This window comes from Carnobacterium sp., assembly GCF_040274945.1.
Lineage (GTDB): Bacteria > Bacillota > Bacilli > Lactobacillales > Carnobacteriaceae > Carnobacterium_B.
The window spans coordinates 192188-208098 of sequence record NZ_JBEMAR010000002.1; the positions used below are offsets into that span (position 1 = coordinate 192188).

Sequence of the window (15911 nt, forward strand, 5' to 3'; positions counted from 1 at the left end):
ATTCACTCCCAACTATGCATCGCATTTTTTCATCGTTTTATAATCATATTTTCATTTTACAATGTATTCGTTTAATAATCGACTTATTTTTCAATTTATTTTAAGTTAATTTATTATTTAATTATGTAGTTAGTATACCATCATTCCAAAAAAACGCTTACTGTTACGCTATTAGGGTTTTCTTTTTTTAAACATCCTCTAAAACCGTACGAGTATGTTTTTAGGAGGATGTTTTAGAAACACTTTATTGTTTTTATTTCTTATTAATGGAGTTCCTTTATCCCATAATTTAATGGCACACGTAATGACTAATGCACCAAGTAAGCCAAATGGCAGCATAATGGACGGATGAAAGCAATAATAAAAAAGATTAGGAAATGTTGAGTTAAAAGTGCGTTACGGTGTTACTAATGGTAAAATGATAGTAGGTAAGTCCAACTATAACTTAGTCAGGCAACTATTAAAGGAGCTTATCGTAAAGGGGGTGAACAGATTGGAAATACTATTATTGACTGTTGGTTTTGTTGGTTTAGTAATAGCGGCATTAACGCCTCAATCCACTTTAGGAGGACTATTAGCATTAGCAAGTTTTGGTGGCTATTTTTATTTAAATAGTCTAGAAAATTGGATTCCCATCATTATTTTTATTTTAGGAATCTGTCTTCTGATTTTTGAAGTTTTTATACCAGACTTTGGAGTAGCGGGCATAATTGGTTTTCTTTTAATTATCGGCGGTGTCTATTTAACCAATAATGATTTAGGAACAACCTTGCGCGATTTAAGTATCGCTGTGGTCGCATCTTCATTCTTAGTGATCATGCTTATAAGAAGGGGTTACTCGCTGACACATTTACAAAAACTCGTTCTTAATAATAACTTAGATAAAAAAAGCGGATTTTCGAGCAACAATGACGCTACAGCTTATTTAGGAAAAACTGGAAAAACAACTACTTCTCTTAGACCATCTGGAAAAGTAGCATTCGATGGTACAGAGTTAGATGTTGTCAGTACAGGCGAACACATAGACGAAGGCGTTCCCGTTATTGTCACAAAAGTAGAAGGATATAAAATTAGTGTTAGGAGAGTGGATTAAACATGACAACAGTTGCAGAGAGCCCCACAAATTGGATTGGCTTTTTATTCATAGCCATTATCGTTATTATCGTTATTAGTTTATTTTTCCGTTTTGTACCCGTTGGATTATGGGTTACTGCCTACTTCTCAGGTGTAAAAGTTAATATAGGAACACTTGTAGGAATGCGCTTAAGACGAGTAGCTCCGCAAGACATTATCCGTCCATTGATCAAAGCAACTAAAGCTGGCTTAGATATTGATATTAATGAATTGGAAGCCCATTATCTAGCCGGTGGAGATATTAATCAAGTTATAGACGCTTTGATTGCCGCACAACGTGCAAATATTGATTTAGTTTTCAAACAAGCTGCCGCAATTGACTTAGCAGGAAGAAATGTTTTTGAAGCTGTTCAAGTCAGCGTTAATCCTAAAGTAATTGAAACTCCTCAAATTGCTGCAATGGCAATGAATGGTATCGAAGTTAAAGCTCGTGCTAAAGTAACTGTTCGTGCAAATATCGAACGCTTAGTCGGTGGTGCTGGTGAAGAAACCATTATTGCTCGTGTTGGTGAAGGAATTGTAACCACCGTTGGTAGTGCCGCGAGACATACGGATGTACTAGAAAATCCAGATTCTATCTCAAAAACTGTTTTAAGAAAAGGGTTAGACTCTGGTACGGCTTTTGAAATTCTTTCCATTGATATTGCAGATATTGATGTTGGGCGTAACATCGGTGCCAGCTTACAAATGGAACAAGCCCAAGCAGATAAAAATATTGCACAAGCTAAAGCAGAAGAAAGACGTTCTATGGCGATTGCTCAAGAGCAAGAAATGATTGCTGAAGTTCAAAAAATGCGCGCACGCGTAGTTGAAGCTGAAGCTGAAGTACCTTTGGCATTAGCTGAAGCTTTAAAATCAGGAAACTTAGGAGCAATGGATTATTACAATATGAATAATGTTAATGCCGATACTAAAATGAGAAACTCTATTTCAGATTCTACTGAGAGAGAAAGTGATAGATAATGAATACTTTAATAGCCCTTGTCGTTTTATTTCTCATAGGGACTACATTCTTTTCTATTATCGCTACTATTTACCGCTTTTTCATTGCGTCTATTGGAAGCAACTCTTCTCCATCACAAAGTAGTCAAAGGCAAACTTATCAAAGAGAAGCTTTAAAAAATAAGGATTCTATTTCCTTAAAAGATGCTTTTCTAACGAATAACACCACTCGACAAAAGTATGCAAGCAACGCTAATGGTTCTTCACAAAAACGAAACCAACAAGCGCATTCAAAACAATTATCTAGTCGCATGCAACAAGATGCAGCTCGTAGAAGAGCCGAAAATCTGCAACAAAATACTAAAAGAAAACCAGAACCCGTTCACTCTTCTACAGCTCCAAAATCAACTCTATTTAATGAAAAAGACGTTAAGAAAAGCAAAAGTCAGACGCTTTTTGATAGAGATGACCTAACTTCATTAACCCCAATTGATAAGGTAACTTCTACCAAAAAATCAAGTTATCAAACTGAGGTTAAAGCTAAGAAACTTCATTTTCAAAATGATTATGTAAAAGGAATCATCTACAAAGAAATTTTAGATAAACCTGTTAGTTTAAGAAACAATAAATAGAGCAGTAAATAAACCAATAAGGAAGTTCTTAGAGAACTTCCTTATTGGTTTATTTTATTTATTAGACCCTAACTTCTTCTTTCTCTTCATCATATTCTAAAGCTTTTGTTCCTTGGTCTCCGGAACTGACTCGAACGACATTTTCAACATTGTAGACAAAAATTTTCCCATCTCCAACAGTACCCGTATATAGCGCTTTTCGAGCTGTTTCTATAACCAAAGAAACTGGAATACTGCTAACCACTACTTCTAATCTTATTTTAGGAAGCAAATCTGCTTCGATTTCAACTCCTCTATAATAAGCTGTTTGGCCTTTTTGAAGGCCATATCCTTGTACTTTTGTTACTGTCATACCTGTGATACCAATACCATTTAAAGATTTTTTCAAATTTTCAAATTTAGACTCATTTGTTATGATGTCTACTTTCATTAAACGAGTCTCTTCCTTTTCACCAGTAGTAAAAGGCTGTTTTAACTGCTCATGCACTTCAACTGTCTCATGACTATCTTCCTTATTGATAGCAAGAGATCCTACACCAGAAAATGCTAATTCAGGTTCTGGACTTTCAAATTTCAAACCTTCAAATAGAGGTTTTTGGCCAAAAGGAACCGTTACAAAGTCACCATAGCTTGATTCTAATCCATGTTCTGAAATATCCATCCCTGCAATTTCTTCTTCTTCTGTTACTCGTAACCCAATTGTTTTATCAATGAGTTTAAACGTAATAACCATTGTGACGGTCACCCATACAACAACAGATACTACTCCTAATAGTTGAATGCCTAAGAGATTAAATCCACCACCATAAAGTAAACCTCTGTCTGTTGCAAAAACCCCTACTAGAATCGTCCCTAATGATCCCGATATCCCATGAACACCAAATGCTCCAACTGGGTCATCAATTTTAGCTTTCTTTTCGATAAATTCAATTCCATAAACTAACGCACTAGCAGAGATTGCCCCTATCGCTACAGCTCCAAATGGTGAAACTATCGCACATCCAGCTGTAATTCCTACTAAACCAGCTAGCGAACCATTTAGCGTCATAGAAATATCTGGTTTTCCGTATTTTGTCCATGTAATCACCATAGCAACTAAGGTAGCCGTTACTGCAGATAAATTTGTATTTAAAAAGATCGTCCCAATAAGAGCTAATGTTTCGTCACCCGTAGCAGAGACCGTTGAAGCACCGTTAAATCCAAACCAAGCAAACCAAAGAATGAAAACGCCTAAGGCGCCTAATGTTAGACTATGTCCTGGAATAGCTTTTGCTTTTCCATCATTGTCGTATTTTCCAATTCTAGCCCCAACAAGTTTTGCTCCGATTAAAGCTGTTACTCCACCAACCATATGAACAGCTGTTGAACCAGCAAAATCGACAAATCCTAATTGTGCTAACCATCCTCCACCCCAGATCCAATGTCCAGAAATAGGATAAACAACTGTAGAAATAACCAATGTGTAAACTAAGTATGCACTAAATTTTGTTCTTTCTGCCATTGATCCAGAAACAATTGTTGCTGCAGTTGCAGCAAATACCGTTTGAAACATTAAAAATACATACCCTGGTATAGTGGTGTCATAATTGCCTTGTACAAATAAATCTGGTGTTCCAACTAAACCAGCTATACTTGGACCAAACATTACTCCAAAACCAATGATCCAGTACATTAAAGATCCTAATACAAAATCCATCAAATTTTTCATGATAATATTACCAGCATTTTTTGCTCTAGTAAATCCAGTTTCTACCATTGCAAAACCTGCTTGCATAAAAAATACTAATACCGTTCCAACAAGAACCCATAACGTATCCACAGATGAAAACATATTCTTACCTCCTTTTTTATATGTTATAAAATCTAACATTTAAAAAAGCTACAAACAAGCATTTTAAATTAAATTGCAAAGATAACCTAAAAAAGCTTTCAAATCATGTTACTTTATATAACATGGTTTGAAAGCTTTTTATTTTTATTCTTCATTTAATTTATAATTGTATAAAGCACCAATGATATTTCCATTGTTTCCAAACCTGCTTTTCATTATTTCAGGTACAATAAATACCCCTTCACCTAACTCCTCTTCATACACTTTCTTTACGTTTTCTTTAATTAGTTGAATCAATAATGGATTTCCACTGATTCCGCCGCTAATAATAATTCTTTCTGGATCTAAAATAGTTTGTAAGTTGAATAATTGAATAGCTAACGTATAGCAGTAGTCATTCAAACAGGATGCAGCTTCTTTATTTCCACCTTCAATTAGTTCAAACATTTTAAAACCATCCATGGACTCTAATGGTATTTTACATTGCAAAGCTATTTTTTTAAACAAGTACCTTATTCCATTTTGATACCCAAACATGTAGGATGCATCCTTACTTCTAGCCGTATTCGTTTTAATAAATGAAAACTCTCCGGCAGAATAGTGCTGTCCTTTCAACACTGCACCGTTTACTACTATTCCTCCACCGATACCCGTTCCAAGATTCAGCATGACTCCATGTTGAATCCCTTTTAAATTCCCTTTCCATAATTCTCCAAGGGTTGCCGCTTTGCCATCATTTTCTACATGAATCGTCGTTTGGCATCTCGTTTCCAACATCTCAATCATATTCATTTTCTTGATGTAATTTAAAGATCCACCATGAACAGCATATCCAGTTTTGGAATGAATAATTCCCGGCATACTAATGGCCATACCTTCAATTTGATGAGCATATTCATCATAAATATCTCCCATCATATCTAGGAAATGCGTTAACGATTTCATAGGTGTTTTTCTAGTCTTAATTTCCCCTAATTCACCTTGATCATTAATCAATCCATAATTCGTTTCTGTTCCTCCAATATCAATACCTAGATAATACACTATTTTCGCCTCCTTCATCATTTCCACTCTACTTTTCTTGCCTTTAGTTTACCACTATCTGTTAGTGAATAGAACGGTTACACGCTATCCATTTTTTTATTTTATCTCAGTTATTATCAAAATGAATGCCGTTGTTTATTTCAGCTTACAATTGTTATGTAATACTATTCTAGCTTTTTGTTACACAACTAACATCCTATCTGCTCATTATCTATGCTATACTTTTTAAGTATGAAAATGCAAGACGATTTATGGGGGTAAACTATTGAAAAAGAGAGTATTAGCAGGAATTATGGCTTCGATCATGTTCGCTAGCCCATTTTTACCAACTGTTGTTCAAGCGGACACATTGGAAGAAATGGAACAACAAAAAAACGAACTTGAATCACAATCATCAGAGCTTAATAATAGAATCCAAGAGCAAGACGAAAACTTAAACGATTTAGAAGCAGAAAAAGGTCATTTAGAATCAGACATCACTGCACTGCAAGTTCAAATAGACGAAACTGTAATGAAATTACATGATCAAGAACAAAAATTAGAAGAGTCTAAAGCAAAAGTAGAACAATTAAAAAATGAAATTGAAGCTTTAAAAGAATTAATTGCTCAACGGACAGGCAAACTTGAAAACCAAGCACGTTCTGTACAAACGGACGGCAGTGCTTCTAATTTAATAGGCCTTATTGTAACTGCTGAAAGTTTTTCAGACTTAGTAGGCCGCATAGGTATTATTAATCAACTTGTTACTGCTAATAAAACTATTGTAATTGAACAAGAAGCGGACCAAACAACATTAGAAGCAAGTGAAACAGAAGCAGAAGATGAAAAAGTTGCGATTGAAGAAACTAAAAATGCGATTGAATTATCAAAAAATAACTTAGTCGCTCAAAAAGCTGAAATGGATGATAAAATCGTCCAAGTTGCTATTCAATACGATATGACAGAAGATGAAAAAAATACATTTGTTCAAGAGCAGCAAGTAATCGCTACTCAAACAAGTACTTTATCTGAAGAAATGCAAGAAGAACGTCAACGTATTATTGAGGAAGAACAAGCAAGACAGTTAGCCATTCAACAGGCTGCTGAAGAAGAAGCTAAAAAAGCTGCTGCTGAAGAAGAAGCTAGATTAACTGCCGTTGCGGCTCAAGAAAAAGCTGAGCAAGAGGAAGCTTCTAAAAAAGCTGTCGAACAAAAAACAACAATTGCCAGCTCTTCTCCTGATAAATCAACAAGTGCTAATAAATCGAGCAGTTCATCAAACGGTTCTAGTAATTCAAAAGCTTCAAGTAACTCAAGTTCGTCAAAAAAACCGACTATTACACCCAAACCACAACCAGAAATAAAACCAGAATCAAAACCGTCATCTAATTCAGGTTTTATTCATCCTAGTGGCGGATATTCAACTTCACCTTATGGTTACCGTATACATCCAATTACGGGCGAGCATAAATTACATGGAGGAATTGACTTTGGCGGTGGCGGAGCAATCGTAGCCTCTCAAAGTGGTACAGTTGTCATTGCAGGATATCATTCATCATGGGGTTACTATGTAAAAATTGACCATGGAAATGGTATGCAAACTCTTTATGCTCACATGGTTGCCGGAAGTTTACTTGTTACTCCAGGACAACAGGTCTCTCAAGGCCAACAAATTGGAACAATGGGAACAACTGGATCTTCTACCGGTGTACATTTACATTTTGAAATGTACAAAAATGGAACTCGTGTTAACCCTGCTTCATATTTATAAATAGAACAGTTAAAAAAAAGACAGAAAGTTCAGTTTTACGATGAACTTTCTGTCTTTTTTTTATTTGGCTCTTCACCAAATGGTTTGGATACAATAAAATAGAATTTCTTCTGGAATAGACGGGCTTGCTTGTGAAAATCCATGTGACCGTTTGAAGCCAGAGTCTTCAAACTTTCAAGCCTTAAACAAAGCGTAACCGCTGAAGCGTTAACGCTCTGTAATTCGCGTTGAATCCTTAGACATGGCTACAAGCAGCCCTTATTCCTACAGAAATATCCTTTACTCGATTTAACGAATCAACACTAAAAATTGTAGAGCCTTTTATTTCCAATCATTATTGGAGTAATACTTATTAAGAAATTTTTTTAATAAAGGAAATAAAATCGGTGCTAGGATCAAATAAAATCCGATATTCCCTACTGCGTGCATTGTATCAAAAGGAATACCTGAAGCATAATAAACCCAAAAATTTTGAATTCCAAAAAAAGGAGCTTGGACTAGCGAAATAATGAATCCATATAAATAGCCTGTAAATCCGGCATAAAAAACCATCAGTGCAAAAGGAACTTTTTTAAACATAGGTTTGATTACTAGTCCAGTAACCAAAACCACTACAAAGAATGAAACGATTTGAGCAATTGTCCAAACACCCATCCCAAGTGTCATATTTGATAAAAGAATCGACAATACAGCTACAATTAATGCATCACTTATTCCTAAGGTTAACGTTAAAATAATTAAGATAACCGTTACTGGCTGGACATTCGGCAGGAACTGAAGCAATTGTCGACTAACTTGGCAAAGTGCTGTGAGAAAGGCAAGTAAGGTTATTCTTTGAATGGATAGTTTTTCGACACTTTTATTGCGAAGCATTTAAAAACCACTTCACTTCATCTCCATCTTGTAACTCGTATTCAGCTGCTCCTACAGTTGCCTCTGTATTGTTTACTTCGTACATCCAGTACTTCCCTACTTCATCGTTTTGTTTCATTCCTTCAATAGAAGCAATAAAACCGCCTTCTTCAACTACTTCATATTCTTTTTTTAGAGCTTCTAAGACTGATGTACCTTCAGAAACTTCTAATTTTTTTGTTGCTGTGTCAACTTCTTTTCCGTCTTCTTCTAATGCAATAACAATAGAGAGTGTTTCTTTAACCTGACCTTCTACTAAGGAAGTACTTTGAGCAGTAGAAGAGTCTGATACTTGCCTAGACGTTTCTCCACAGGCTGCTAAACTAAGAGCTGTTAATCCTATTAGTCCTAATTTAATTAGTTTCATTTTATTTATTCCTCCAATTATCGAATAACTCTGCTCACTTATTCTTTTTAACTCAAATCTTCTTTTTTTAATTCAGGATGAAAAACTTTTCCTCCTCTTTCGTATAAGATTTCTTTTACGCTATAGTGATGATTAACAGCTCTAGCAACAGCAAAAAAATAATCAGATAATCGATTCATATAAACTGCTACATATTGATTCACCGTTTCTTCAAACCCTAGACTAACGATAGATCTTTCTGCTCTTCTAACAACTGTTCGTGCCATATGTAAAAGACTAGCTGTCGGATGTCCACCTGGTAACACAAATGATAAAATCTCAGGAGCTTTATCGGCATAACCATCAATACTCATTTCTAAGTTTTGCACCATCTCTTTTGTTACTTTATAGGTTCCTTTCCCATGGGGAGTAGCTAAGTCTGTTCCGCAATCAAATAGATTCTGCTGCATTTCAATAAGTTCTCCTTTTAACGATGAATCTCTTTCTTCTAATTGGCTCACAATATATCCGATCAATGAATTCAGTTCATCTATTGTTCCATAGGCATCCACCCGATTTGCGTCTTTTCTTACCTTCTCGCCGCCAATTAAACTTGTATACCCTTTATCGCCCGTCTTTGTATAAAGTTGCACAAAAATCCCCCTCCCATTTAGTTGCATCTGCTTAAAACCACTATATATCAGATGAATTTATTTTTCAACCACAACATGTAGTGGTAACAAAAAAAGATTGAGTTTAATAACTCAATCTTTTTTACTATTCATCTGATGGATTTATGCATAATTCACTTATAATGGTGTTCCAAAAATTTGAACAATATAAAGATTGGTGCCATCATAATGAACCCCAATTCCCACTTCTTCAAAATCTTTTTTTATCATATTTTCATAATGTCCTGGACTATCTTTTAATCCTTTAAACAACCATTCAGCCATTTCTTTTTCCGCTAGGTAATTCGTTCCCATTGCTAAATTTTCTCCTGCTAATCGGTAAGAATAGTTAACTTCCGGCTCTTCTAATACGGTAAAAGTAGCTTTTCCATCTGGTCGTGTATGAGAAAACGATTCTTCTATTTCAATTGCTCGTATATTAGCTGCTTTTTTTAATTGATCATTTGAACTTACAGGTGCAACACCCACTTCACTTCTTAAATCATTTAATAACTCTAACATTCGGTTCTCCACAACTGCAACGTCAATTTCATTGGTTTCTGTTAAATCATTCGTGCTTGCTGAATCCATACTCGTTGATTGTTCTTGTTCACTCGTATCTGGGGATTCTTCTACAAGTACTAATGGATTATCTTTTAATTTATTCTCCATTAGAGAGATAGCATCACTAATTTTTGTACCTTCTAAACTAGTCGTACTGCCCAGCCAGTAGCCAAAACCAATTAATACGATCAAAAGTAAACTATATGAGAAAAATTTTCTCATTCCATCAAACCTTTCTTTTTGTTCTCATTCACTTACTGCTTGTAGTATACCAAAAATGATTGAGTACACATATACGTTAAAAGGAAAACGATTGTTTTATTCTCACATTTAAACTTGATCAACTTACTTTTTTATCTATCTAACTAAGTTCCTCTATTAATTTATCCATTGTTTTCATGATAGACTTTCCTATCCACCAATCTATTTTGAAAATCCCAGTTTCACTGCCTGATACGATCATGATCACTTCAACTTGTTCATTTTCTAAAGGATGGATATGAAGAGTCAAACTTGCTACGCTGTCATTTCTGGAAAAGTATTTTTCAAAAACAGTTAAAAAGCCTTTTCCATATTCAAAATTAAGTCCGTAGGTAGTCGATTGTTCATAATTATCAACAGTTAAATGCTGTTTAAAATATTCCAAAATATCAAAACTATTCCCATTCAATATAACTTGTTTTTCTTTCATTTCATCCATCCTTTAAATTTGATTAGTTACCTTTATTATGCTGAACATTCTACCTCTATACAAGATAAATGGTATACTTTTTAAAGAATATTTAAAACAACTAATTTATTAAGGAGGTTCACTCATTTGAAACAATACCAAACACTTTTATTTGATGTAGATGATACATTGCTTGATTTTAAAGCCGCTGAAAATTATGCTTTACAAAAATTATTTAGTGAACACAATGTTGTCTTGACAGATGATATTAAGCACTTTTATCAAGAAATGAACCAAAAATTATGGTCTTCTTTTGAAAAAGGAGAAATTAAACGGGAAGAATTATTGCATACCCGCTTTTCAATTTTATTTAAAAAGGTTGGATTAACATTAAATGGGGTTCATTTAGATAACTTATATAGACAATATTTAGAAGAAAGTGCCGTATTGATTGATGGCGCAAAATCTTTACTTCAGAAATTAGCCAAACAGTATGACCTTTATGTGGTAACAAATGGGGTTGCACGTACGCAATTCATCCGTCTAAACAACTCAGAACTGACCACTTACTTTAAAGATATTTTTGTTTCTGAAGAAGTTGGCTATCAAAAGCCTATGAAAGAATTTTTTAATCATGTTTTTGAAAAAATCCCTTACCATGCTGCGGATAAGACATTAATTATTGGAGATTCTTTAACTTCTGACATTCAAGGCGGAATAAATGCTGGAATCGATACATGTTGGTTTAATCCTAAAGGACCTATAAACGTAACACATATTCCAACTTATGAGATTCACCGACTACAAACATTAGAAAATATGCTTTTAGCACCTAATTCTACAAAGGAAACACCTAATAGACATTCTGTAGTAACTTTCTAATCAGCTAAAAAGAGGTAGAGACTTCCATCTCTATCCTTTTTAGTTTTGTTCCAATTATTTTATAAAAAGAATGACACATTAACTTTTTTCACAAAATTGACCTATACCACTTTTTAAATCATTGATTTAGCAACGTTTCAGAGCATTCTTATGCTATAATTCAATTGCATTTTCTAGTAGTTAAGTGCTAAACTAATGAATGTAAGAACTAAAATACTTATCTATTTTATACCCAAAAGGAGATTTTTTATGTCATTAAAAGAGATTATTACCGACTCAACCCGTGTTTTTGAAGGGAAAGAAGTTCCTGAAAAATATTTGTTTGATGAATATGTAGGTCATGCTGAGAGCGTTTATGGCGTTGCATTACCCAAAACAAAATCTGAGGTTATTGCGTTAGTTAAATTTGCTAATCAAGAAAATCTTTCCATTATTGCTCGCGGAGCAGGTACAGGGTTATCTGGTGCAACGGCTCCAGTTCAAAATGAATTGATTATTGACTTACACCTAATGAACCAAATCATCGATTTAGATTTAGAAACATTGACCTTAACGGTTGAACCAGGTGTGTTGCTTCATGAGATCCAAGAGTTCGTTGAAAGTAAAGGTTTCTTCTACCCACCTGATCCTGGCTCAAAAAATTCTTCTATTGGTGGGAATATTGCTACAAATGCTGGTGGCATGCGCGCAGTTAAATATGGCGTAACAAGAGATTACGTTCGTCAATTGGATGTCGTTTTAGCAACTGGTGAAGAATTGACTTTAGGTAGTGTAAATATCAAAAATAGTTCTGGTTATGATTTAAAAGATTTATTTATTGGATCTGAAGGAACACTTGGAATTACTACTCAAATCAAGTTAAAAGTCATTCCATTGCCCAAAGCTAGTTTATCTCTTATTGTCGCTTTTCCTACTCTTAAAGAGTCGACAGATGCTGTTTTATCTATTTTGCAAAATGGAGTTGATCCAACTGCTCTTGAATTTTTTGAAAGAGAAACGATCCACTTGAGTGAAAAAGAAAATGGTGTTCTTTTTCCTAGTCAACAAGGAGAATCGTATCTTTTAACGACATTAGATGGCGACAGCATAGAGGCAATTATGAATCGTGTTCAATTGCTTGAAAAAAGTGTTCAGCCTCATAATGTTTTAGAAATCGTTATTCTAGACACACCTGAACTAGAGAAAACGGCATGGGCATTACGTGATTCTTTGTTAACTGCAGTTGTAAATTACACTGAACAAGTAACGATGGATGAAACTGTTCCTATTAATCAACTTTCTGTACTTTACCAATACACAAAACAATTAGAAGCTGAAAGTGGTCTAAGCATGATTAGTTTTGGACATGCTGGAGATGGAAATCTTCACACTTGTGTTGCTCGTGGAACGATAGAAGATCAACAAGAGTGGGAAACAAAACGTGATGACGTGTTGACAAAAATGTACGCAAAAATTAAAGAGCTTGGTGGACTCCCTTCTGCAGAACATGGTATCGGAATTATCAAAAAACCTTATCTTGCTAAAATGACTGATCCAAATTATTTATCTTACATGCGTAAAATTAAACAAGTTTTTGATCCAGACGGTCGTTTGAATCCAACAAAAGTGATGTAAAATCGTAATAGTATAAAAAGTAGTTAAATCCGTATAGCTTTAGACCATTATGTTTGGTTTTAAAACAAAACAACCCAACTTCGTAAAATTACGAGGTTGGGTTGTTCTTTCATTCTATTCCTTTGAGTACTTAACAATGAGCTGTCTTGCAGCTTTCACTTCATCTAACCGTTTTACAACGGTTGTATGTGGTGCTGTTAACACTAATTCTGGTGTTTCTTCAACTTCTTTAGCAATTTGAATCAGTGCCTCTGCAAATGTATCCAACGTCTCTTTTGTTTCCGTCTCCGTTGGTTCAATCATTAATGCTTCTTCCACAATTAAAGGGAAATAAACTGTTGGAGCGTAATACCCAAAATCGAGAATCCGTTTTGCAATACTAGTCGTTGGAACCCCAAGTTTTTTCTGTCTTGACCCGGATAAAACAAATTCATGCTTGCTGTATTGAGTATAAGGTGTATCGTAATAAGGCTCTAATTTCTTACGTAAATAATTGGCATGCAATACGGCACTTTCGGATACTTGTCTTAATCCTTCAGGCCCCATTGTGCGTATATACGTATACGCACGAACATTGACCCCAAAATTTCCATAATAGCCTTTTACTCGACCAATAGAATCAGGGTAGTCCGTATTTAGGATGTACTGGCCTTCATGTTTTTCAATTCGTGGGACAGGTAAATAAGGAATTAAGAATTCTTTGACTCCTACTGGACCAGAACCAGGACCTCCTCCACCATGTGGAGTACTAAAAGATTTATGTAGATTCAAATGAACGATATCAAAACCCATCATTCCTGGAGTTGTCTGACCTAAAATAGCATTCAAATTTGCTCCATCATAATAAACAAGTCCACCTGCTTGATGAACAATTTCAGCCATCTCTATAATATCTTTTTCAAAGATACCTAGGGTATTCGGATTGGTCAACATCAAACCAGCAGTATCGTCGCCAACTTGTTTCTTTAATGCAACTAAATCCACTGTTCCATTTGAATTAGAAGGAATTTCTACAACATCAAAACCGGCAGCATGAGCACTAGCAGGATTTGTCCCATGAGCAGAATCTGGAACTAAAACCTTCGTTCTAGTTGCTCCATCACCATTTTTAGAATGATAGCCCTTCATCATCATTAACCCCGTCCATTCCCCTTGAGCACCAGCTGCTGGTTGCAAAGTAATGGCATCCATGCCGGATATAACTTGCAGATCTTCTTGTAACTCATAAAGTAATTGAAAAGCTCCTTGAACTGTTTCAATTGGTTGAAATGGATGGACTGCTGCGAATCCGTCATAACGAGCGACATCTTCATTAATTTTTGGATTGTATTTCATCGTACATGAACCCAGTGGGTAAAAGCCATTATCCACGCCAAAATTTTTCGTTGATAAAGAAGTATAATGCCTCATCAATTGAGGTTCTGATACTTCTGGCAATTCGGCTGGCTCTTGGCGAATCAAGTGTTCTGGAAACTTAGCCATCAAATCAACTGAAGGAACATCACTTTCGGGAAGGCTAAAAGCAGTACGTCCGGGTTGACTTATTTCAAAAATCAATTCATTGTATTCCGTCATTTAGTCATCCCCTCCAGTGCTTCAATAAATTGATCGATTTCTTCTTTTGTACGTTGCTCCGTAACAGCTATTAAGACTTCATTCTCCAAGCCATAATCAGGCTCTAAATCATATCCTCCAATAAATCCTTTTTGAAGTAATTCCTGATTGATTGTTCCGACTGGTTTATTCAGCTGAAGAATAAATTCATTGAAAAAGGCTGCTTTATTCTTTATTGAGAAACCTTTACTCTCCAATTGTTTCGCCATGTAAGCTGCTTTTTCAATATTGAGTTGAGCCATCTTCTGTAAGCCTTCTTTACCTAAAGCAGACATAAAAACAGATGACGCTAAAGCATTTAATGCTTGGTTTGAACTCATATAGGAAGTCGCTTTTTCACGACGTATATGCTGTTCACGTGCTTGAAGTGTTAGAACAAATCCGCGCTTCCCTTCAGTATCCGTAGTTTGACCAACGATACGTCCAGGGATCTTACGCATATGTTTCTTCTTAACTGCAAAATAACCGCAGTGGGGTCCGCCAAAGTTCATGGCTAATCCCATGGGTTGCATGTCCCCCACAACAATATCCGCTCCTAGCTTACCAGGTGGTTCTAGTAAGGCTAGAGCTAAAGGATTTGCCATAACAATAAGCAAAGCTTTTTTGGCTGCTGCCACTTCTTTAATTGCCGTCAAATCCTCAACTGAACCAAAAAAATTAGGGTATTGGACCACAACCGCTGCTGTTTCATGATCTAATTGTTCTGCTAACAAAGATAAATTAGTACTGTCATTAAGTAAATCAATCTCTTCAACTTGGTATTCTTGCCCCTTTGCAACAGTTTGCAAAACTTCTCTTCCTTGTGGATGAACAGCTTTAGAGATAAGAATTTTAGAACGCTTTGTGGCTCCAATAGCTAAAGTAGCAGCTTCACCAAGTGAAGTGAATCCATCATACAGTGAAGAATTGGCTGCATCCATACCGGTCAATTCGCACACCATTGATTGAAATTCAAATAATGCTTGCAGTTCTCCTTGGCTAGCTTCTGCTTGATAAGGCGTGTAGGCCGTATAAAATTCGGAACGAGAAATCACATGGTCTACTACACTTGGAATGTAATGGTCATATGTTCCTGCTCCTAAAAAGAGGCTGTATTCATGTGCAGTAGCATTTTTAGCTGCTAAATACCTCATTTTTTTTGTTAGCCCCGATTCATGAAGAGCAGATGGAATGGCTAAACCTTCGTTTAAGGTGATGTGTGCTGGAATATCTGAAAATAATTCTTCAACTGACTCAATCCCTAAAAAGTCTAACATATCTTTTTGATCTTGTGCAGTATCAGGCAGGTATCTAAATTCATTCAAT

At 35.4% G+C, this 15911-nt stretch carries 15 protein-coding genes; 6 read left to right on the forward strand and 9 right to left on the reverse strand.

Features of this window, described 5'->3' with window-relative positions:
* Positions 1-484: 484 nt before the first annotated feature.
* The 3 genes from ABS916_RS03300 to ABS916_RS03310 are packed head-to-tail and all read left to right on the forward strand — an operon-like array spanning position 485 to position 2708.
* On the forward strand, positions 485-1093 hold the full coding sequence (locus tag ABS916_RS03300; protein WP_226776605.1) for an NfeD family protein: 609 nt from the start codon (positions 485-487) through the stop codon (positions 1091-1093).
* A gap of 2 nt (positions 1094-1095) precedes the next feature.
* Positions 1096-2097, forward strand: a complete 1002-nt coding sequence (gene floA / locus ABS916_RS03305; RefSeq protein ID WP_350450550.1) for a flotillin-like protein FloA — start codon at positions 1096-1098, stop codon at positions 2095-2097.
* Positions 2097-2708: a hypothetical protein gene (locus tag ABS916_RS03310; protein ID WP_350450551.1), complete on the forward strand. Its 612-nt coding sequence runs from the start codon at positions 2097-2099 to the stop codon at positions 2706-2708. Before floA ends, ABS916_RS03310 begins: the two co-directional genes overlap by 1 nt.
* 61 nt (positions 2709-2769) lie before the next feature.
* On the opposite strand, the gene ABS916_RS03315 is transcribed toward ABS916_RS03310, so the two are convergent.
* Both ABS916_RS03315 and ABS916_RS03320 read right to left on the reverse strand, forming a co-directional pair.
* Positions 2770-4539: an ammonium transporter gene (locus ABS916_RS03315; RefSeq protein ID WP_350450552.1), complete on the reverse strand. Its 1770-nt coding sequence runs from the start codon at positions 4537-4539 to the stop codon at positions 2770-2772.
* Between the two features lie 144 nt (positions 4540-4683).
* A complete protein-coding gene (locus tag ABS916_RS03320) occupies positions 4684-5583 on the reverse strand; it encodes an ROK family protein (RefSeq protein WP_350450553.1) in 900 nt (299 codons plus the stop codon).
* A gap of 265 nt (positions 5584-5848) precedes the next feature.
* Here ABS916_RS03320 and ABS916_RS03325 point away from each other — a divergent pair, with 265 nt between their 5' ends.
* Positions 5849-7333: a peptidoglycan DD-metalloendopeptidase family protein gene (locus ABS916_RS03325; RefSeq protein ID WP_350450554.1), complete on the forward strand. Its 1485-nt coding sequence runs from the start codon at positions 5849-5851 to the stop codon at positions 7331-7333.
* A 321-nt stretch (positions 7334-7654) separates the two neighbouring features.
* Here the strand turns inward: ABS916_RS03325 and ABS916_RS03330 are convergent, their stop codons facing one another.
* The 5 genes from ABS916_RS03330 to ABS916_RS03350 form a co-directional block, all read right to left on the reverse strand.
* The gene (locus tag ABS916_RS03330) at positions 7655-8206 is read right to left on the reverse strand and encodes an ECF transporter S component (protein WP_350450555.1); all 552 of its coding nucleotides are present in this window, start codon (positions 8204-8206) and stop codon (positions 7655-7657) included.
* Positions 8193-8612: a DUF4430 domain-containing protein gene (locus tag ABS916_RS03335; protein ID WP_350450556.1), complete on the reverse strand. Its 420-nt coding sequence runs from the start codon at positions 8610-8612 to the stop codon at positions 8193-8195. The genes ABS916_RS03330 and ABS916_RS03335 overlap by 14 nt, the downstream gene beginning before the upstream one ends.
* A gap of 47 nt (positions 8613-8659) precedes the next feature.
* Positions 8660-9244 (reverse strand): cob(I)yrinic acid a,c-diamide adenosyltransferase, encoded by a 585-nt coding sequence (locus tag ABS916_RS03340; RefSeq protein ID WP_350450557.1) that lies wholly within the window; start codon positions 9242-9244, stop codon positions 8660-8662.
* A 156-nt stretch (positions 9245-9400) separates the two neighbouring features.
* Positions 9401-10048: a CAP domain-containing protein gene (locus ABS916_RS03345; RefSeq protein ID WP_350450558.1), complete on the reverse strand. Its 648-nt coding sequence runs from the start codon at positions 10046-10048 to the stop codon at positions 9401-9403.
* A 139-nt stretch (positions 10049-10187) separates the two neighbouring features.
* Complete coding sequence (locus tag ABS916_RS03350) at positions 10188-10517, reverse strand: DUF6054 family protein (protein ID WP_350450559.1); 330 nt, start codon at positions 10515-10517, stop codon at positions 10188-10190.
* Positions 10518-10643: 126 nt separating this feature from the next.
* On the opposite strand from ABS916_RS03350, the gene ABS916_RS03355 reads away from it, so the two are divergent.
* Positions 10644-11378, forward strand: a complete 735-nt coding sequence (locus ABS916_RS03355; protein ID WP_350450560.1) for a YjjG family noncanonical pyrimidine nucleotidase — start codon at positions 10644-10646, stop codon at positions 11376-11378.
* A gap of 249 nt (positions 11379-11627) precedes the next feature.
* Positions 11628-12992 carry an FAD-binding oxidoreductase gene (locus tag ABS916_RS03360; RefSeq protein WP_350450561.1) on the forward strand — a complete coding sequence of 455 codons (1365 nt, stop codon included), beginning with the start codon at positions 11628-11630 and terminating at the stop codon, positions 12990-12992.
* 114 nt (positions 12993-13106) lie between these two features.
* Here the strand turns inward: ABS916_RS03360 and gcvPB are convergent, their stop codons facing one another.
* A complete protein-coding gene (gene gcvPB / locus ABS916_RS03365) occupies positions 13107-14567 on the reverse strand; it encodes an aminomethyl-transferring glycine dehydrogenase subunit GcvPB (RefSeq protein WP_350450562.1) in 1461 nt (486 codons plus the stop codon).
* Complete coding sequence (gcvPA, locus tag ABS916_RS03370; protein ID WP_350450563.1) at positions 14564-15910, reverse strand: aminomethyl-transferring glycine dehydrogenase subunit GcvPA; 1347 nt, start codon at positions 15908-15910, stop codon at positions 14564-14566. Before gcvPA ends, gcvPB begins: the two co-directional genes overlap by 4 nt.
* Position 15911 lies beyond the last annotated feature (1 nt).

Bases quoted from the DNA above. Each gene is read 5' to 3' on its own strand.
- floA (WP_350450550.1), top strand. From the start codon at position 1,096: ATGACAACAGTTGCAGAGAGCCCCACAAATTGGATTGGCTTTTTATTC.
- ABS916_RS03310 (WP_350450551.1), top strand. From the start codon at position 2,097: ATGAATACTTTAATAGCCCTTGTCGTTTTATTTCTCATAGGGACTACA.
- ABS916_RS03315 (WP_350450552.1), bottom strand. From the start codon at position 4,539: ATGTTTTCATCTGTGGATACGTTATGGGTTCTTGTTGGAACGGTATTA.
- ABS916_RS03330 (WP_350450555.1), bottom strand. From the start codon at position 8,206: ATGCTTCGCAATAAAAGTGTCGAAAAACTATCCATTCAAAGAATAACC.
- ABS916_RS03335 (WP_350450556.1), bottom strand. From the start codon at position 8,612: ATGAAACTAATTAAATTAGGACTAATAGGATTAACAGCTCTTAGTTTA.
- ABS916_RS03345 (WP_350450558.1), bottom strand. From the start codon at position 10,048: ATGAGAAAATTTTTCTCATATAGTTTACTTTTGATCGTATTAATTGGT.
- ABS916_RS03350 (WP_350450559.1), bottom strand. From the start codon at position 10,517: ATGAAAGAAAAACAAGTTATATTGAATGGGAATAGTTTTGATATTTTG.
- ABS916_RS03360 (WP_350450561.1), top strand. From the start codon at position 11,628: ATGTCATTAAAAGAGATTATTACCGACTCAACCCGTGTTTTTGAAGGG.
- gcvPB (WP_350450562.1), bottom strand. From the start codon at position 14,567: ATGACGGAATACAATGAATTGATTTTTGAAATAAGTCAACCCGGACGT.